Origin of the sequence: Aquabacterium sp. OR-4 (genome assembly GCF_025290835.2) — a bacterium.
In the GTDB taxonomy this organism is placed as follows: Bacteria; Pseudomonadota; Gammaproteobacteria; order Burkholderiales; family Burkholderiaceae_C; genus Pseudaquabacterium.
In genome coordinates, this window is the sequence record NZ_JAOCQD020000002.1 from 1406266 (window position 1) to 1424811 (window position 18546).

General features: G+C 71.7%; 17 protein-coding genes. 12 read left to right on the plus strand and 5 right to left on the minus strand.

The window, feature by feature from the left end:
* Positions 1 to 52 precede the first annotated feature (52 nt).
* The 7 genes from pedC to N4G63_RS18485 all read left to right on the plus strand — a co-directional run bounded on the left by pedC (position 53) and on the right by N4G63_RS18485 (position 5452).
* On the plus strand, positions 53 to 862 hold the full coding sequence (gene pedC, locus N4G63_RS18455) for a lanthanide ABC transporter permease protein PedC (protein ID WP_260787384.1): 810 nt from the start codon (positions 53 to 55) through the stop codon (positions 860 to 862).
* A gap of 161 nt (positions 863 to 1023) precedes the next feature.
* On the plus strand, positions 1024 to 1617 hold the full coding sequence (locus N4G63_RS18460; protein WP_260787383.1) for a hypothetical protein: 594 nt from the start codon (positions 1024 to 1026) through the stop codon (positions 1615 to 1617).
* A gap of 2 nt (positions 1618 to 1619) precedes the next feature.
* Positions 1620 to 2225, plus strand: a complete 606-nt coding sequence (locus N4G63_RS18465) for a hypothetical protein (RefSeq protein ID WP_314600040.1) — start codon at positions 1620 to 1622, stop codon at positions 2223 to 2225.
* 7 nt (positions 2226 to 2232) lie between these two features.
* The gene (locus tag N4G63_RS18470; RefSeq protein WP_260787381.1) at positions 2233 to 2727 is read left to right on the plus strand and encodes a hypothetical protein; all 495 of its coding nucleotides are present in this window, start codon (positions 2233 to 2235) and stop codon (positions 2725 to 2727) included.
* On the plus strand, positions 2724 to 3524 hold the full coding sequence (locus N4G63_RS18475) for a hypothetical protein (RefSeq protein WP_314600041.1): 801 nt from the start codon (positions 2724 to 2726) through the stop codon (positions 3522 to 3524). The genes N4G63_RS18470 and N4G63_RS18475 overlap by 4 nt, the downstream gene beginning before the upstream one ends.
* Entirely contained in the window at positions 3515 to 4519 is a 1005-nt protein-coding gene (locus tag N4G63_RS18480) for a tripartite tricarboxylate transporter substrate binding protein (RefSeq protein WP_314600042.1), read from the plus strand. The genes N4G63_RS18475 and N4G63_RS18480 overlap by 10 nt, the downstream gene beginning before the upstream one ends.
* Positions 4520 to 4618: 99 nt before the next feature.
* Positions 4619 to 5452, plus strand: a complete 834-nt coding sequence (locus tag N4G63_RS18485) for a hypothetical protein (RefSeq protein ID WP_260787378.1) — start codon at positions 4619 to 4621, stop codon at positions 5450 to 5452.
* 37 nt (positions 5453 to 5489) lie between these two features.
* Here N4G63_RS18485 and N4G63_RS18490 read toward each other — a convergent pair whose 3' ends face one another.
* On the minus strand, positions 5490 to 5801 hold the full coding sequence (locus N4G63_RS18490; RefSeq protein ID WP_260787377.1) for a hypothetical protein: 312 nt from the start codon (positions 5799 to 5801) through the stop codon (positions 5490 to 5492).
* A gap of 255 nt (positions 5802 to 6056) precedes the next feature.
* Positions 6057 to 6719, minus strand: coding sequence for a response regulator transcription factor (locus N4G63_RS18495; protein WP_260787376.1), 663 nt, complete (start codon positions 6717 to 6719; stop codon positions 6057 to 6059).
* 134 nt (positions 6720 to 6853) lie between these two features.
* On the opposite strand from N4G63_RS18495, the gene N4G63_RS18500 reads away from it, so the two are divergent.
* Complete coding sequence (locus N4G63_RS18500) at positions 6854 to 9220, plus strand: TonB-dependent receptor (protein ID WP_314600043.1); 2367 nt, start codon at positions 6854 to 6856, stop codon at positions 9218 to 9220.
* Here the strand turns inward: N4G63_RS18500 and N4G63_RS18505 are convergent.
* Both N4G63_RS18505 and N4G63_RS18510 read right to left on the minus strand, forming a co-directional pair.
* A complete protein-coding gene (locus N4G63_RS18505; RefSeq protein WP_314600044.1) occupies positions 9193 to 10884 on the minus strand; it encodes a sensor histidine kinase in 1692 nt (563 codons plus the stop codon). The two genes, N4G63_RS18500 and N4G63_RS18505, sit on opposite strands and share 28 nt — an antisense overlap.
* Positions 10885 to 10922: 38 nt before the next feature.
* Positions 10923 to 11555 carry a response regulator gene (locus N4G63_RS18510; RefSeq protein ID WP_260787370.1) on the minus strand — a complete coding sequence of 211 codons (633 nt, stop codon included), beginning with the start codon at positions 11553 to 11555 and terminating at the stop codon, positions 10923 to 10925.
* Positions 11556 to 11776: 221 nt separating this feature from the next.
* Between N4G63_RS18510 and N4G63_RS18515 the strand changes: the two genes are divergently transcribed.
* From N4G63_RS18515 to N4G63_RS18525, 3 genes are all read left to right on the plus strand, one after another.
* The gene (locus N4G63_RS18515; RefSeq protein ID WP_314600045.1) at positions 11777 to 13630 is read left to right on the plus strand and encodes a methanol/ethanol family PQQ-dependent dehydrogenase; all 1854 of its coding nucleotides are present in this window, start codon (positions 11777 to 11779) and stop codon (positions 13628 to 13630) included.
* A gap of 122 nt (positions 13631 to 13752) precedes the next feature.
* Entirely contained in the window at positions 13753 to 14292 is a 540-nt protein-coding gene (locus N4G63_RS18520; RefSeq protein WP_260787369.1) for a pentapeptide repeat-containing protein, read from the plus strand.
* Between the two features lies 1 nt (position 14293).
* Positions 14294 to 14836: a c-type cytochrome gene (locus N4G63_RS18525; protein ID WP_260787368.1), complete on the plus strand. Its 543-nt coding sequence runs from the start codon at positions 14294 to 14296 to the stop codon at positions 14834 to 14836.
* A gap of 31 nt (positions 14837 to 14867) precedes the next feature.
* On the opposite strand, the gene N4G63_RS18530 is transcribed toward N4G63_RS18525, so the two are convergent.
* Positions 14868 to 16994 carry a PQQ-dependent dehydrogenase, methanol/ethanol family gene (locus N4G63_RS18530; RefSeq protein WP_314600046.1) on the minus strand — a complete coding sequence of 709 codons (2127 nt, stop codon included), beginning with the start codon at positions 16992 to 16994 and terminating at the stop codon, positions 14868 to 14870.
* 207 nt (positions 16995 to 17201) lie between these two features.
* Here N4G63_RS18530 and N4G63_RS18535 point away from each other — a divergent pair, with 207 nt between their 5' ends.
* On the plus strand, positions 17202 to 18509 hold the full coding sequence (locus tag N4G63_RS18535; RefSeq protein ID WP_260787367.1) for a helix-turn-helix domain-containing protein: 1308 nt from the start codon (positions 17202 to 17204) through the stop codon (positions 18507 to 18509).
* Positions 18510 to 18546 lie beyond the last annotated feature (37 nt).

Sequence of the window (18546 nt, forward strand, 5' to 3'; positions counted from 1 at the left end):
CCGCCAGCGCCGCGCGGGATCGGCCAACCGACCCGTCGGACAAGGGGCTGACATGAGGCATGCCTTGCAGGCCTGGTGGGCCATCGTGCTGCGCGAGCTGCTGAAGTTCAGCCGCCAGACCGGCCGCCTGGTCTCGGCCCTGGTGCGGCCGCTGCTGTGGCTGGCAGTGTTTGCCGCGGGTTTTCGCAACGTCTTCGGCGTGGCCATCGTCGAGCCCTACGACACCTATATCCCGTATGACGTGTACATCGCGCCGGGCCTGATCGGCATGGTGCTGCTGTTCAACGGCATGCAGAGCAGCCTGGCCATGGTGTACGACCGCGAGATGGGCCTGATGCGCCTGCTGCTCACCGCGCCGCTGCCGCGCTGGTGGATCCTGTTCGCCAAGCTCAGCGCCACCGCCGTGCTGTCGCTGGCGCAGGCGCTGGCCTTCGTGCTGGTGGCCTGGCTGATCGGCACCGAGCTGCCGCTGTGGGGCGCGCACACGCCGCAGGTGCTGCTGGCCGCGGTGGCCGCGGCGCTGATGCTGGGTGCGCTGGGCCTGCTGCTGAGCGTGCATGTCAAGCAGCTCGAGAACTTTGCCGGCACGATGAACTTCGTGATCTTTCCGATGTACTTCATGTCCACCGCGCTCTACCCGCTGTGGAAGCTGGAGGAATCGGGCGCGAACTGGGTCTACCAGATCGCGCGCTTCAACCCCTTCACCCATGCGGTGGAGTGGCTGCGCTTTGCGCTGTACGGCAAGGACCCCGGCCTGTCGCCCTGGATCGTGCTGGGCACGCTGGCGCTGTGCTTCCTGCTGGCGGCCTGGGGTTACGACCCGCAGCGTGGCTTTGGCCAACTCACCAAGCGCGGAACATGACACCCCCCCCCGATGCGCCTTCGGCGCCTCCCCCCCAGGGGGGCACCGCTGGCAGCCCGACGAAGCCGGATCTGCGGCGCTCACTGGGTTTGCCTCGCGCTGCAAACAACGGTGGGCCCGCCATCGAACCCCTGTGGCTGGAGTGGCTCGCCCTGGGCGGCATGCTGATCTTCGGCGCCTGGCTGCTGGGCATGCGCGGCGTGTGGGCGCTGCTGCTCAGCAGCGACCCGACCGGGCTCACGCTGGTGATCATCGTGGTGTTTCTGGCCAGCACGCTGTGGTGCGGCGCACGCAGCCGCGAGCTGCAGCGCCAGCGTGCGCTGCTGGCCACCGCCCGCCCCGGCCTGCCCGGGCAAAGCGGCCAGAGCTGGGCCAGTGAATACCTCAGCGCGCTGGCTGCCGCGCCGCGCGATGCCGATGCCCCGGCCGAACTGCTGGCCGAGCACACCCACGGGCCGCACCACACGGCCTGGTGGGTCAACGGCATCCAGCTCAAGCTGGGCCTGCTGGGCAAGGTGATCGGCTTCTCGGTGCTGGCGCTGCAGATCGGCCAGATCCAGAGCTTCGATGCCAGCCAGAGCCAGGACCTGCTCAAGAGCCTGACCGCCGGCCTGGGCATCGCGCTGCTGACCACCATGGTGGGCCTGGTGGGCAACATCCTGCTGGGCCTGCAGCTCACCCGGCTGGACCGCTACGCCGATGCCCTGATGGCCGACATCCAGCGCCGGGGCATCGCGGTGCGCCACGCCGATTGAACATGGCACGCCGCCGCCGTGGCCCCGAGGCCGAGGTCGATCCGTTCTACGACATGTTGTTCAACATGCTGATCGCGTTCGTCTTCTGCTTCATCGTGGCGCTGCTGGCGATGAACCCCAAGGCCCTGAAGGCCGGCGACATTCCGGCCAAGGCCGAGTTCATCATCACGCTCAGCTGGCCCGACATGAACCCGAACGACATCGACGGCTGGGGCCAGGACCCCGGCGGCAACCTGGTGTGGTTTCGCGCCCGCGAGGCCGGCCTGATGCACCTGGACCGCGACGACCGCGGCCTGGCCAACGACTCGATCGTGGTCAACGGCAAGAGCATCGTGAACCCGCTGAACCAGGAGGTGATCACGCTGCGCGGCATCGCCCCCGGCGAGTACGCGTTCAATGCGCACTACTACGACAGCAAGGACGGCCAGCCGGTCGAGGTGACGGTGTCGGTGGTCAAGGTCAACCCGCGCGCCGAGGTCGTGTACTACGGCACCGCCACCGTGGCCCGCAAGGGCGACGAGACCACGCTGGTGCGCTTCACGGTGCTGCCCGACGGCAGCACCACCAACATCAACACGCTGCCACGGCAGCTGGTGCAACGGATGTGACCCGCCCATGGGACTCGCTCTGACCCTCTCGTTCGCAGCCCTGGTGCTGCTGCTCACGCTGGCCCTGCTGTGGAGCCGCTGGCCGGGCTGGCTGAAAGGCCTGCTGGTGGCCGGCGTGGCCGTGTTCTATTTCTGGGCCGACGACGTGGTGCACAACCTCTCGGGCTGGCCCACGCCCGATGCGCTGCCCGAGCGTTTCACGCTGCTGGCGGTGGTGGTCGAGGAGCCCAGCGCCAAGACCGCCGGCGCGCTGTACCTGTGGGTCAATGCCATCGAGAACGGCAAGCCGGTGGCCCAGCCACGCGCCCACAAGCTGGCCTACACGAAAGACCTGCACGCCCTGCTCAACGAGGGCATGAAGAAGGCCCGCCAGGGCGTCAGCCAGATGGGCCAGGCCGTGCCCAAGCGCGGCAAGAAGGGCCTGGGCTGGCTGCGCCCCGGCGCCGACGAGCAGGAGGTGAAGATCCGCGACCTGCCCGCGCCGCAGCTGCCCGAGAAATGAACGCCCCCCGCAACGCCTTCGGCGTCTCCCCCCACTGGGGGGCGCCACCCTCGGCCCGGCCAAGCCGGACCCTGGGTGGCCGCCTGGTTTCGGCCTCTGCCCTGCTGGCGCTCGGCCTGCTGCAGGCCTGCTCGCAGCCCACGGCCAGCGGCTTTTTCCCGCTCGAGGCCGGCCACAGCTGGCGTTACGAGCAGCTCAGCGAGTGGGAGAACAACACGCAGGACAAGGAGACGGTGACCCTCAGCACCCTGGGCGCCGAAAGCCTGCCCGACCACGTGCCCGGCAGCGGCAAGGCCTGGCGCCGGCGCAGCGCCAGCGGTGTCGACTACTGGCTGCGCACCGACGACACCGGCATCTACCGCGTGGCCACCAAGACCGACCTGCAGGCCGAACCCGAGGCCGACAAGCCGGTGCGCTATGTGCTCAAGATGCCGCTGGCCGTGGGCACCAGCTGGCAGGCGCCCACCACTGCCTACCTGCTCAAGCGCGGCGCCGAGTTTCCGCCCGAGATCCGGCACACCCACAAGCCGGTGCTGATGACCTACCAGATCGCCGCCGTCGGCGAGGCCGTGAAGACCCGCGCCGGCGAGTTCAGCGACTGCCTGCGCGTGCAGGGCACGGCGGTGATGAAGCTGTTTGCCGACCCCGTGGTGGGCTTTCGCGAGATGCCGCTGCACAGCACCGAGTGGTACTGCAAGGGCGTGGGCCTGGTGAAGCTGGAACGCAGCGAGCCCACCAACAACTCCACCTTTCTGCAGGGCGGCAAGCTCGTGATGGAACTGACCGAATGGCAATGACCCGACCGCAGCGCGTTGATCCCGCCCGGCGCAGGCTGCTGGGCGCCGCGTCGGCACTGGCGCTGGGCCAGGCCTTCGGCGCCACGCTGGCCCATGCACAGGCGCCCTTCCCCACGCGGCCGATCACGCTGTGGCTGCCCTGGCCGGCCGGCGGTGCCACCGACCTCACCTTCCGCATCCTGGCCGACAACGTGGCCCGCCGCCTGGGCCAGAAGGTGCTGGTTGAAAACCGCGGCGGCGCCGGCGGCACGCTGGCCATGCCCATCCTGCAGCAGGCCGCACCCGACGGCTACACGCTGGCCCAGCTGCCGCAGACCGCGCTGCGCGCCCCCTGGACGCGCAAGGTGCTGTGGGACCCGATCCGCGACACCACGCCCATCATCCAGATCTCGGGCGTGACCTTCGGCATCGTGGTGCCGGCCAACAGCCCGTTCAAGGGCCTGGATGACCTGTTCGCCTTTGCCAAGGCCCACCCGGGCGAACTGACCATCGCCACCAACGGCACCGGCACCACGCCACACGTGGTGATGGACGACCTGTTCGGCCGCCGCGGCCTCAGCTTCAACCATGTGCCGTACAAGGGCACGTCCGAGCAGATGATCGCGGTCAGCACCGGCCAGGTCCAGGTGGGCGTCAACAGCAACGGCTTTGCGCCCTTTGTCGATTCAGGCCGGCTGCGCCTGCTGGTGACCTTTGGCGAGCACCGCACCCGGCGCTGGCCCGGCGTGCCCACGCTCAAGGAGCTGGGCCACGGTATCGTGGCCACCTCGCCCTACGGCATCGTGGGCCCGGCCGGCATGCCGGCGCCGGTGGTGGCGGTGCTGCACGAGGCCTTTCGCGCCGCGATGAACGACCCCGCCCATGTGGCCGAGCTGGCGGTGTACGACCAGGAGCTGAACTACCTGGGCCCGCAGGAGTACGGACGCGCCCTGAGGCTGGCCTACGAGACCGAGCGCAAGGTGGTCGAGCGCCTGGGCCTGGCGCGCAGCGAGTGAGCGGCCCCCGCCGCAGCCGAACGCGCCGTGGTGGCCGCTAGACTGCCGGGCGGCGGCCGCGCTGGCCGTTGTTGCAACCACCACCAAAGAGCACATCGAATGAAGACGCGTAGGGAATGGGCGGCGCGTGCCGCGCGCATGTTGACGGCCGCCACGGCGGCACTGACGCTGGCAGCCTGTGTCAGCACGCCAACGGCAACGCCAACGCCAACGCCACCCCGCTGGCAGGGCGAGACGCCGCAGGCCCTGCTGTGGGTGGGCAACAGCTTCTTCTACTTCAACAACAGCATGCACGGGCACCTGGGCGGGCTGCTCAATGCCGCCGGCGTGCGCGGCGTGCGCCAGACCTCGGTGACCATCAGCGGCGCGGGCCTGGACTGGCACGACATGGCCTCGCACTTCAAGCCCGGCTCGGGCATGGCGCGCTACAGCTTCACGCCCAGCAACGACGTGGCGTTCAACCAGTTCGAGCGCGCCTACGACATGGTGCTGATGATGGACTGCAGCCAGTGCCCCACCCACCCCAAGCTGCAGCAGGCCTTTCACGACACGGCCAAGGCGCATGCCGCCACCGTGCGCGCGGCCGGGGCCGAACCGGCGCTGTTCCTGAGCTGGGCCTACCAGGACCAGCCGCAGATGACCGAGCAGCTGGCGGCCGAGTACCTGCGCGCCGGGCGCGCCAACGGCATGCGCGTGGTGCCGGCCGGGCCGGCCTTTGCCGCGTCGATCGCCAAGCGGCCCGACATCAACCTGTACGCCCCCGACAAGCGCCACCCCAGCCTGGCCGGCACCTACCTCGGTGCGGCCGTGACCATGGCCAGCCTGTTCAAGAAGTCACCGGTGGGCAACAGCTACACCGCCGGCCTGCCGGCCGATGTGGCGCAGCATCTGCAGGCGGTGGCCTGGGAGACGGTGCAGTCGTTCAAGCCCTGACGGGCTGGCCGGCAGCGGCCGCGCCGACGAGGCGCTCTCAGCGCTCGTACATGAAGCCGGCGGCAGGCGGATGCACCTGGGCGCTGGTGGCATTGGCCACGATGCCGTCCACCAGCACGATGACGCTGCCCGCGGCATGAAAGCTGCGCGCGCCGGCCCGGGTGTTGGCGGCCACGGTGGTGGCCGCTGCCGGCAGCACGGCCGTCATCGCGGCCGGGTTGGCCGGGGCCTTGGGGGCCGTGGCCGTGGCGCCCGCGCCAGCCGGCTGGGCCGGCGAATGTGCCAGGGCAGGCAGCGACAGCAGCGCGCCGCCGGCGATCAAGAACACGTTGACGAGTCGAAGTTTCACGGCAGCCCCGGTGGTGGGTGCGCCCGGGCCCGCGGCTCAGGTCGCACGATGCCGATCTGTTCGGCCGGGGCGTGCCCAACTTGAGGCCGGGCGGGCCACCGGCACCGGCCTGGCGTGACAAACCGCGCACTCAAGCGGTGTGAATGAACCGTCGCGAGCGGTCTCAGGGTGGTTCGAGCAACGCAGCCGTACTGCCGTACGGCCAGTCGCGCAGGGCCGCCATGTGCCCCGCGCAGCAGGTTCATTCACCGCCTGTCAGGGCATGAACAGGCGATGCTGCTGGGCATAGCGCAGCAGCTCCACCGCGGTGGACACCTCGAGCTTCTGGCGGATCAGGGTCTGGTAGTTCGACACGGTCTTGGTCGACAGGTGCAGACGCTGGGCGATCTCGTCGATGGTCCAGCCGGCCACCAGGCCTTGCAGCACCTCGAACTCGCGCGGCGACAGCGCCAGGTGTGGCGGCTGGGCCTGGGCCTGGGTCGGCGCCGCGGCCAGATCGGGTGAGAGCACCGGGCGCTCGCCGCCGGCCACGCGGCGCAGCGCATCCACCAGCACCTCGGGCGCACTGCTCTTGGTGACGAAGCCGTCGGCGCCGGCCTGCAGCGCCTGGGCCACCATGGCCGGGTTGTCGTGCATGCTGAACACCAGCGTGCGCAGCGTGGGCCAGCGCAGCGCGATGCGGCGCAGCAGGTCGAGCCCGCTGCGACCGGGCATCGACAGGTCGAGCACCACCACATCCACCGCCGGCAGGCTGGCGCGCTGCAGAGCCGCGAGCGCGGCGTCGCCATCGGCATGTTCGGCCACCACGGTGAAGCTGGGCTCGGTTTCAAGCAGGCGGCGGTAGCCGGCGCGCACCACGGCGTGGTCGTCGACCAGCATCACGCGCAAGGGTGGCGGCATCGAGAAAGGCGGCAGCATCGTGTCTGCATTGTCGTTGCCGGCCCGCCAGGACGGCGCGGCGCGGCAGGTCGGGAATTTTTCCCGGGTGTGCCGGCGCGCGGCTTGCAGCAAGCTCGGCCGTGATGTCCAACAAAACAGCCGGAGACAAGCCCATGCAGTCCAGCCAGAGCCCCGATTCCACCCGCCGTGCCCGCCCGGGCCGGCCGCTGCAGCGCAGCGCCGTGCACCCCGCCACGCCGCTGGCGGCCGCCAGCCCCCCATGCGCGCCCCGGTGGGCGGCCCTGCCCGCCGCGGTGGCGCTGGCCCTGGGCGCCGGCCTGGCGCTGCCGCTGCAGGCGCAGACCGCCGCGCCCCAGCAGGTGGAGGTGGTGGGCACCTCGCCGCTGGCCGGCCTGGGGGTGGACCGTGACACTTTGCCCTATGCCAGCCAGGTGGTGCGCCGCGGCACGCTGGATGCGGCACAAAGCGATCACCTGACCGACTTCCTGCGCCGCCGCGCCAGCGGCATGCAGGTCAACGACATCCAGGGCAGCCCGCTGCAGGCCGACCTCACCTACCGCGGCTACCGCGCCTCGGGCCTGCTGGGTGCCAGCCAGGGCCTGTCGGTCTACCTCGACGGCGTGCGCATCAACGAGCCCTTTGGCGACGTGGTGAACTGGGACATGGTGCCCGAGTTCGCACTCGGCAGCCTCACCGTGCTGCCGGCGGCCAACCCGAGCTTCGGCCTCAACACGCTGGGCGGCGCGCTGGCGCTGACCACCGTCAACGGTCTCAGCGCGCCCGGCGTGCAGGCCGAGCTGCGCTTTGGCAGCCATGGCCGGCGGCAGGCGCAGGCCGGCCTGGGCCAGCAGCATGCCGACGGCTGGCACAGCTGGGTGGGCGGCAGCGCCTTTGGCGAAGACGGCTGGCGCGACCACTCCAAGGGCGAGCAGGCGCTGGTGATGGCCAAGATCGGCCGCCAGTGGGGCCCTACCCACTGGGAGCTTTCGGCGCTGGGCGGCCGTGCCACGCTGGTGGGCAACGGCCTGGTGCCGGCGGCCACGCACGACGACGGCGAGTTCACGCCCGACCTGTACGCCACGCGCCGCAGCGCGGTGTTCAGCCACCCCGACCGCACGCGCAACACGCTGGGCCAGCTGAGCTTCAACGCCAGCCACAAGCTGGATGCCGACAGCCAGGCCCAGGCCCTGGCCTACGTGCGCAACAGCCGCCGCAGCACGCTCAACGGCGATGTCGCCGACGAAGCCGAGGACGCCGACGAAAACGCCGCGCTCAACACCACCGCCACGCGCCAGCGCGGCTGGGGCCTGGCCGCCAGCCTGGCGCGCCGCCAGGGCGCGCACCAGTGGCAGCTGGGTGCCACGCTGGATGTGGCGCGGGTCAGCTACAGCCAGCACGAGCAGGAAGGCGCCTTCGACGCCAGCCGCGGCGTGCTGGCCGGCGACGAGGAGGCCGAGCTGAGCGCCTCGGTCACCGGCCGCTCCAGCAACCTGGGCCTGTACGCCACCGACACCTGGCGCCTGGCGCCGGGCACCCACCTCACCACCACGCTGCGCTACAACCGCGCCCGGGTGAGCAACCTGCTCACCACGGTGGACGACGACACCGGCGTGCTCGAGGCCAAGCCCGAGGAGCGTTTCACCTACACCAGCGTCAACCCGGCCGTCGGCCTGGCCCAGGCGCTGGGCCCGACGCTCACGGTGTTTGGCAACCTGGCGCGCAATACCCGCGTGCCCACGGTCATCGAGCTGGGCTGCGCCGACCCCGAGGAACCCTGCCGCCTGCCGGCCGGCCTGCAGAGCGACCCCTACCTGAAGCAGGTGCGCGCCACCAGCCTGGAGGCCGGCCTGCGCTGGCGCCCGGCGGCCGGCCAGCGCCTGGAGCTCACGCTGTTTCGCAACACCAACCGCGACGACATCGTGTTCGGCAGCGTCAGCGCCACCGGCCAGCTGGGCTACTTCCAGAACTTCGCGCGCACCCGCCACCAGGGCCTGGACGCCGGCTGGGAAAGCCGCCACGGCCCGGTCAGCCTGCTGGCCGGCGTGAGCCTGCTCGACGCCACCTACCAGGCGCACGGCGTGCTGCGCATGGGCGAGCGCAACGTGCTCATCACCCCCGGCACGCGCATGGCCGGGCTGCCGCGCCAGCAGGCGCGCATGGGCGCCGACTGGCGCCTGGCGCCGGGCTGGTCGGTGGGCGCCGATGTGCAGCTGCTGTCGAGCCGCGGCGTGCAGGGCAACGAGGACGGCCTGCTCGAGGACGGCGAGGACGACATCCACCGCCTGCGCATCGGCGGCTACGGCATCCTGAACCTGCGCGCCAGTTGGCAGCCGCGCCCGGGCCTCGAGCTGATGCTGCGCGTGAACAACGCGCTCGACCGCCGCCACGAGACCTTTGGCGCGCTGGCCGAGACGGTGTTCGATGCGCGCGGCAACTACACCGGCGAGGAGCGCGACGCGCTGTTCGTGGCGCCGGGCGCGCCGCGCAGCGTCTATGCCGGGCTGCGGCTGAGCTTCTGATCGTCGGCCTCGGGTGCCGCCAGCCAGCGTGCGCGCAGGCTGGCCGACAGGCACAGCCCCGGGCGCGCGGGGTCGGCGCTGGCCGCGGCCACGCCCAGCTCGCCGCCCAGGGCCCACACCCGCTCGCGCAGGCCGGCCAGGCCGTTGCCGCGCTGGCTGGCCACCGCCAGGGCATCGGCCAGGCCCAGGCCGTCGTCAAGCACCCGCCAGTGCACCTGCAGCACCGCGCCAGGCTGCGGCGGGCCCTGCAGCTCGAGCGTGATCTGCGCATGCTGCGCCTGGGCGTGGCGGGCCACGTTGGTCAGCGCCTCCTGGGTGATGCGGTAGAGCACCAGCGCCAGCGCGCGCGGCAGCAGGGCCACCCCGGGCCCGGCGGGCCAGGCGGCTGACGGGCCGGGCGCGGCGGCGGGCGCAAGCGCCGCATCGTCGGCCACGGGCAGCGCGTCGGCACTGGCCGCCGGCGTGGGCTGGGCGCGCCACAGCAGCTGCAGGCTGAACTGCAGGCCCTGGGTGCGGGCCGACGAGCTCCAGCCCTGCACCAGGCCATGCAGCAGCGTGGCCAGGCGCTCGGGGCTTTCGCCGGCGCCATCGGCCGGACCGTGCTGGCCGCTGCCAAAGGGCTGCAGCCGCGCCAGCAGCGCACGGATGTCCTGCTGGATGCAGGCGCACTGCTCGCCCAGGCCGGCCACCACCGGCTGCATGGCCGCCAGCGCGGCGGCGGGCTGGGCATCGCCCTGCGCCAGTGCCAGGCGCCGGCCCAGCCAGGTGGCGTCCACCCGCATGGCGGTCAGGCGCTGGCCGAACTCGTCGTGCAGATCGCGCGCCAGGCGCAGGCGCTCGTCCTCCTGCAGCGTGAGCACCTGCTGGCTCAGCTGCCGCCGCCGCGCCTGCTCGGCGTCCAGCGCCTCGGCCAGGTGGCGCAGCGCCGCGGCCAGGCTCTCCAGCTCGCGGATGGGCATGGTGGGCAGGGCGCGCACGGCCTGCAGGTCTTGCAGCTCGATGGCGTTGATGGCGCCCACCAGGCGCCCCAGCGGCCGCAGGGCATGGTGCAGGTTGATGCGCATGGCCGCCAGCAGCGCCGCCACGCACAGCAGCATCAGGCCCAGCATGCCGGCCAGGCTGCCCAGGGCCTCGCGGCGCTCGCTCTCGTGCGAGGCGGTGAGCGAGACGGTCCAGCGCGCGCCGGCCTCGCGCGCCACCGTCCAGGCCACGCGGCGGCCATCGGCCGCGCCATCCAGCCAGCGGTGCAGGCGCAGCAGGCCCTCCATCGGTCCGGCGCCGGCGGGCTCGGGCACCGGGCCCAGCAGCAGCTGGCCCTGGCCGTCGTGCACATGCAGCTCCAGATGGCGCAGGCGCCGGCTGGCCTGCACCTGGCGCAGCGTCAGCAGCGCGCGTGCGTCGTCGTGGGCCGGCAGGTGGGCCAGCTGGGCCATGGTGTCGGCCAGGGCCATGGCCGCATCGACCTCGTCGGCCATGTCGTCGGCCATGCGCAACAGGCCCAGCACCAGGGCCAGCAGCAGCACGGCCGTGCCCACCCAGGCCGAGCGCCGCATCAACAGGCGCGGCAGGTCCAGCGGCGCCGCCGGTGCCGGTGCCGGTGCGGACGTGCCGGGGGCGGCCTGGGGGCCGGCTTGCAGCGGTGGCGACAACGGGGGTGGCAGCATGGCGGCGATTGTCGGCCGGGGAGAACCCGCGGCAGCGCTCAGGTGAGGAACAGGCCCTGCTCCGTGACGAGACGCATCAGGCTGAAGTCGCTGTGCGCGCCCAGCTTCTGGCGCACCAGCGACATGGTGTTGTGGATGGTCTTCTCGCTCAGGTGCAGCGCGCGGGCGATGGCGGCGGTGCTGAGCCCGTCGGTGGCCATGCGCAGCACCTCGAACTCGCGCGGCGTCAGCCGTGCCAGCGGGCCGGCCGGCAGCGCCTGGCCATCGGCCAGCCAGGCCTGCACCACCTCGGCGGCAAACACCCGCCGCCCGGCGGCCACCTCGCGCAGCGCATGCAGCATCTCGTCGGGGCTGCTGTCCTTGGTGAGGTAGCCCATCGCACCGCTGCGCAGCGCCTGCAGCGCATAGCCCTCGTGGCTGTGCATGGTGAACACCAGCACGCGGATGCCGGGGCTGCGGCTGCGCAGGCGGCGGATGGCCTCGAGGCCGCTGTCGTCCTTGAGCATCAGGTCGACCACCGCCACGTCCACCGGCTGCTGGCGCAGCAGCTCGCAGGCCTGGGCCGAGGTGGCGGCCTCGGCCACCACCTTGAGGTCGGGCTGGTCGTCGATCCAGCGGCGGTAGCCGGCCCGCACCACCGCATGGTCGTCGAGCAGCATCACGGTGATCATCGCTTGTCTCCTGGTTCGCCCCAAGGGCCTGCCCCATGGTGAAGCAAAGCCTGTTCCCCGGGCAGCCCGGCGATGCGGGAATGCTTCCCGACTTGGCCGGGAAGGCGTCCCGCGACGGCGGCAAGGGCTCTTCCTAGACTGGCGGCGCTCTCGGTGCGGGCCCTGCCGGCCCAGCAGCACAGATACGCGACTTCCATGATTTCGACGAGGAGACCCTGCCCATGATCCGCACAAGCCCCAAGACCCGCTGGCTGGCCCTGGCCGCCGCCCTGGCCTGCACCGGCGCCCAGGCCGTCAAGCCCGTGAGCTGGGACGACATCGCCCGCGACCACGCCACCGGTGGCGACGTGCTGACCTACGGCCTGGGCCTCAAGGCCCAGCGCCACAGCCCGCTCAAGCAGATCAACACCAAGAGCGTGAAGAACCTGGTGCCGGCCTGGAGCTTCAGCTTCGGCGGCGAGAAGCAGCGCGGCCAGGAGGCCCAGGCGCTGATGCACGACGGCGTGATCTACGTCACCGCCTCGTACTCGCGCTTCTTCGCCATCGACGCCAAGACCGGCAAGCAGCTGTGGATGTACGAGCACCGCCTGCCCGACGACATCCGGCCCTGCTGCGATGTGGTCAACCGCGGCCCGGCGATCTACGGCGACAAGGTGTTCTTCGGCACGCTGGACGCGCGCATCGTGGCGCTCGACCGGGCCAGCGGCAAGGTGGTGTGGAACGAGAAGTTCGGCGACCACAAGGTGGGCTACACCATGACCGGCGCGCCCTTCGTGGTGAAGGACAAGACCAGCGGCAAGGTGCTGCTGGTGCACGGCAGCTCGGGCGACGAGTTCGGCGTGGTCGGCTGGCTGTTCGCGCGCGACCCCGACACCGGCGCCGAGGTGTGGGCGCGCCCGATGGTCGAAGGCCACCGCGGCCGCCTGAACGGCCAGGACGGCAGCTACACCGGCGACCCCAAGGCACCGAGCTGGCCGCGCGACAAGGACGGCAACCTGGTCGAGGCCTGGCAGCACGGCGGCGGCGCGCCCTGGCAGACCGCCAGCTTCGACGTGGACACCAACACCGTGATCATCGGCACCGGCAACCCGGCGCCCTGGAACACCTGGAAGCGCACCCAGGAAGGCGACGACCCGCGCAACTGGGACAGCCTGTTCACCAGCGGCCAGGCCTATGTGGACGCCGGCACGGGCGATCTGAAGGGCTTCTTCCAGCACACGCCCAATGACGCCTGGGACTTCTCGGGCAACAACTCGGTGCTGCTGTTCGAGTACAAGGACCCCAAGACCGGCCAGCAGGTCAAGGCCAGCGCGCATGCCGACCGCAACGGCTTCTTCTTCGTGACCGACCGCGACAAGCTGGCCAAGGGCGCCGGCATGTACGGCAAGCCCACCGGCCTGATCGGCGCCTGGCCCTTCGTGGAAGGCATCACCTGGTCCACCGGCTTCGACCTGAAGACCGGCAAGCCCAACATCGTCAAGGGCCAGCACCCGCCGCTGCCCAAGGCCGGCGCCGACAAGGGCGACTCGATCTTCGTCTCGCCGCCCTTCCTGGGCGGCACCAACTGGATGCCGATGTCGTACTCGCCCGACACCGGCCTGTTCTACATCCCCGGCAACCACTGGGCGATGGACTACTGGACCGAGAACCTCACCTACAAGGCCGGCAGCGCCTACCTGGGCCAGGGCTTTCGCATCAAGCGCCTGTTTGACGACCACGTGGGCATCCTGCGCGCCATCGACCCGGTGAGCGGCAAGATCGTGTGGCAGAAAAAGGAGAAGTTCCCGCTGTGGGCCGGCACGCTGACCACCGCCGGCGGCCTGCTGATCACCGGCACCTCGGACGGCTTCGTCAAGGCCTTCGACGCCAAGACGGGTGACGAGCTGTGGCACTTCCAGACCGGCTCGGGCGTGGTCAGCGTGCCCATCACCTGGGAGCAGGACGGCGAGCAGTACATCGGCCTGAGCAACGGCTACGGCGGCGCCGTGCCGCTGTGGGGCGGCGACATGGCCGAGCTGACCAAGCAGGTCACGCAGGGCGGCAGCTTCTGGGCCTTCAAGCTGCCGAAGCGGTGACCCCCCCGAAGCGGCTTCGCCGCCTCCCCCCCAGGGGGGGGCACCGCCAGCGGACCGGCAAAGCCGGATCCGCGGCGGTTGCTGGGTTCGGACAGCGCCTTGTCAACATCTGCTTGCTGGCGATGGCCTCCGCAGTTGGCGCGCAGCCGGCGGCCACGCTGGAGGTGGCGGTGGTCAATGGCTGCCACCTGTGGCCCTATGCCCAGTGCCCGGGCGCCGACCTGCGCGGCGCCGACCTGGTGGGCAAGGATCTGCGCGGCGTGAACCTGCGCGGCGCGCAGCTGCAGGGGGCCGACCTGCGCTCGGCCAACCTGGCCGGCGCCACGCTGGACGAGGCCGACCTCAGCGGTGCCAGCGCCTATGCGCTGAACGCGCCGGGCGCGTCGTTCCGGCGGGCGCGGCTGGTGAAGGTGAACCTGGAGCAGGGGCGCTTTTTTCGCGCCGATTTCAGCGGTGCCGAGATCATCGGCAGCAGGCTCGAGATGGCGCGACTGAACTTTGCGCAGTTTGTCGGCACGCGCATCATCGACTCGGATCTGCAGGAGGCCAAGTTCGTGACCAGCAACCTGCGCGACGCCGAGATGGCCGGCAACCAGCTGCGCTTCGCGATCTTTCCCGATGCCGAGATGAGCGGCTGCCGCGGCTGCCCGAAGGACTGGTGACATGACACACCCGCGCCCTGTCCCCCGCCTGGCGGCCGCCGCACGGGCTGCCGCAGTGGCTGCCGCACTGGCCGCCGCACTGACCACGCCGCTGGCCCTGGCGGCACCGCCGGTACCGCCCGCCCCGGAAGCCGCCGACCCCAGCCTGCCGGCCCTGTCGGCCGCGGCCGCGCAGGCGCCCAACCCCTACCGCGGCCAGGGCGCGGTGCTGGCCGTGGGCGCGGCGGCCTATGCCCGTCACTGCGCGTCCTGCCATGGCGAGAAGGCCGAGAACGCGGTGGCCGAAGGCCCCGACCTGCGCCGCCTGAACAGCGCCTGCCAGCGCCTGCGCGACGCCAGCCTGCGCCCGCTCTGCCTGAAGGACGTGGATGCGTACTTCCTGCAATCGGTGCTGCACGGCAAGCTGCGCGCCGGCCTGATGCACATGCCGGCCTGGCAGGGTGTGCTGGCCCCGGAAACCATCTGGGCCATCCGCAGCTACACCGAGACGCGGCCGCTGCCGCCGCCGCGCCGCTTGCCGGATCTGCCGCCGGTGTCGCGCTGAGCCCCGGCCTGGCGGCCGGAGCCCGGCGCGATCACTTCGGCCGCACCGCGTCGGCCGTGCCCTGGATGAAGGCCTTCAGGCTGGCCACGTCGTCCATCGTCAGCTTGCCGGTGAAGTCGGGCATGCCGTTGGCCATGCCCGGGCCCTTGAACAGGAACTTGTCCAGGTTGTCGATGTTGTAGGCGATCGAATAGCCCAGGTTGGGCACGTTGCCGCCGCGGTCGACGCCCGGCACGCCATGGCAGAAGGCGCAGTTGTTGATGTACAGGCCCAGGCCGGCGTTCACCAGCGCCGGGTCGTACTTCACGCCCTGCACCAGCGTGCCCTGGCGGTAGGGCATGGGCTCAGGCGCCTTGGCAGTGCCGCCCAGCACGAAGGTGTAGACCTTGCCGGGGCCCACGCGGTCGGTGTGGCGCGCGGTCTGGCCGTACACGCCGCCCCAGCCCACCGCCACCGAGACGTACTGCGTGCCGTCCACGCTGTAGGTGGCCGGCGCGGCCACCACGCCACTGTCCACCGGGCTCTCCCACAGCTTGGCGCCGTTGCGCGCGTCATAGGCCACGAAGCGGCCGTCGGCCGTGCCCTGGAACACCAGGTTGCCGGCGGTGGTGAGCGTGCCGCCGTTCCAGGGCGCGCCATGGTCCACATGCCAGGCCTCCTTCTGCGCCACCGGGTCCCAGGCCACCAGTCGGCCACCGGCCTTGCCCTTGGGCGGCTCGGCGTTGACCACGGTGGCCAGGTTCCAGCCCAGGTTGCCATGCGCCTCGCCCGGCGCGTTGGCGTTGAACTTCCAGGCCGGGTTGTCCATCAGCGTCAGCGGAATGCTGTGCACCGGCATGTAGACCAGCCCGGTCTGCGGGTTGAACGACATCGGGTGCCAGTTGCGGGCACCAAAGGCGCTGGGCATGATCTCGCGCGGCTTGTCGCTGACCCGCGCCATGGCCGTCTCGATGGGCCGGCCGCTGGCGTCGTAGCCGGTGGCCCAGTTCACCTCGGTGAAGGGCTTGGCCGAGATGAAGCGGCCATCGGCGCGGTCGATCACGAAGAAGAAGCCGTTCTTGGGCGCGTGCAGGATCACCTTGCGCGGCTTGCCGTCGATCTTCAGGTCGGCCAGGATCATCGGCTGGGTGGACGTGAAATCCCAGTTGTCGCCCGGTGTCTCCTGGTAGTGCCACTTGTACATGCCGGTGTCGGGGTCGAGCGCGACGATGCTGCCCAGGTACAGGTTGTCGCCACCGGCCGGGCTGCGCTTGCTGCGCGCCCACGGGCTGCCGTTGCCGGTGCCCACGTACATCAGGTTCAGCTCGGGGTCGAAGGTCAGGGTGTCCCAGGCGGTGCCGCCGCCGCCGTAGTCCCACCAGCGGCCGGCCGGGTCCCAGGTCTTGGCGGCGCGGGCCATCGACTCGTCTTCGAAGGGCTTGGACGGATCGCCCGGCACGGTGAACCAGCGCCACTTCTGCGTGCCGGTGTCGGCGTCGTAGGCGGTGATGTAGCCGCGCGCGCCGTACTCGGCGCCGCCGTTGCCGATGATCACCTTGCCCTTGAACACCCGCGGCGCGCCGGTGATGGTGTAGCTGAAGCGCTTGTCGTCGATGGTGTCGCGCTGCCACACCACCTGGCCGCTGGCGGCATCCAGCGCGATCAGCCGGCCGTCGTAGGCGGCCACGTAGACCTTGCCCTGGTGCAGGGCCACACCGCGGTTGACCACGTCGCAACAGCCCTTGTAGCCCTTGCTGCGGTCGACCTTGGGGTCGTAGCTCCACAGCCGCTTGCCGCTGCGCACATCGACGGCGTGCACGATGCTCCAGGAGGCGGTGACGTACATGATGCCGTCCACCACCAGCGGCGTGGCCTCGACGCCGCGCGTGCTCTCGAGGTTGTAGGTCCAGGCCAGGCCCAGCTTGGCCACGTTGGCGCTGCTGATCTGCTCGAGCCGGCTGAAGCGGGTTTCGGCATGGTCGAGGCCGTAGCTGGGCCAGTCGCGCGAGGTGGCGGCGTTGGCGCGGATGAAGGCGCCGTCGACCTTGGCCGTGGCCGCACGGATGTGCTCGGCCGAGCCCTTGGCCGGCTGGGCCAGCAGCGGCGCCGGGGCCGCGGCGGCCAGCAGGCCGGCCAGCAGCCACAGCCGGCCGGTGGTGCAAGCGATGGGGTGATGCATGTTCTGTCGTCTCCTCGTGGGTGTGGGGCCCCAGTGGCCGACCGGCATGCTCGCCCGCCACCACGCCGGCACCCAAGTGCGGGCAAACACGCAGGCCCGATCTGTTCCGTGACGCGACAGTGCCGGCCGTTGGCCGTGGGTCAGTCCCGAGCGCGATCGGGAATCCATCCCGTACGCTGTGGCGGCATCCGCTTCGAGAATCGCGCCATGTCGTCTGCACCCCATCCCCGGCCCGGCGGGGGCCTGCCACCGCCGCCGGCCGCCGGTTTGCCGATGCGCCTGTTCGACCGCACGCCCGAGCAGCGCCTGGCACGCGCGCGGCAGCAGTTCTTCGAGGATGGCGTGCGGCCCACCGGCGTGGTGTCGGAGGCGCTGATCCAGTCGTGGTCGCGTTGCCTGCGGCAGCGCCAGAGCCCGGCCCGCGCGCCGCAGTTCGACCCGGTCAGCGTGAGTCGCGTGCATTCGGTGCTGGGCGCCCACCGCCAGCTGCTGGCGGCGGCCCAGCCGGCGCTGGCCCAGCTGGCGCACAGCCTGGCCGGCACCCCGGTGTTGGCGATGCTGCTCGACGCCACGGGGGTGGTGATGCATGTATCGGCACGCCAGGCGGCGGCCGGCGAGCAGATCCTGCCGGTGTCGGCGCGGGTGGGCGTGTGCCTCACCGAAGAGCGCATCGGCACCAATGCGCCGGCACTCACCGCCCTCAGCGGCCAGCCGAGCGCGGTGCTGGGGGCCGAGCACTTTGCCGACGCGGTGGGCCGCATGCGCTGCGTGGCCGCGCCGGTGCACGACCGCCATGGCCGCCTGCTGGCGGTGCTGAACCTGTCGGTCGAGGGCCGGCCCTTCGGCTTTGACGCTGCCATGCTGGCCGGCCTGTCGGCCGTGGCCATCGAGAACTGTCTGCTGTGCCAGGATCGCGCCGCCGTGCTGGTGCTGCGCCTGCACTGCGATGCCACGCTGCTGCACGGCGCGCTGGCCGGCCTGATCGGCCTGGATGGCGACGGCCGCGTGCTCTGGCTCAATGCCGCCGCCGCGCGCCTGCTCGACCTGCAAGGCCTGGCCGACCTGCCGCTGGGCACCATGGCCGAGCAGTGGCTGGGCCAGCCCTTTGCGCAGCTGCTGGGCCTGGCCCAGAGCGCCGCCGCGCGCCGCCTGTGCCTGCCCAGCGGCCTGGCGGTGTGGGTGCAGACGGCCGCGCCGCGTGGCCAGGCCGAGGCGGCCGCCGTTGGCGCGGTGGGCGCGGTGTGCGATGCAGGCGCTTTGGGTGCCGTGGGCGCCGTGGCCGCCGTGGGCGCCTTGCGCGATGCGGGCGCCGTGGGCAATGCGGGGGCTTCAGACAGCGCCGCGGCACCGCCGGCCGCCGGCGCCGCGGCCGGCAGCAGCCTGCGCGACCACGAACAGGGCCTGGTGCTGCGCACGCTGGACGCCTGCGGCGGCAATGTGTCGCTGGCCGCGCGGCGCCTGGGCGTGTCGCGCGGCCTGATCTACCGCCAGCTGCAGCGCGGCCACGCCGGCTGAGCGGCCGGCAGCGCGCTCAGCCTGCGCCAGGGTGCGG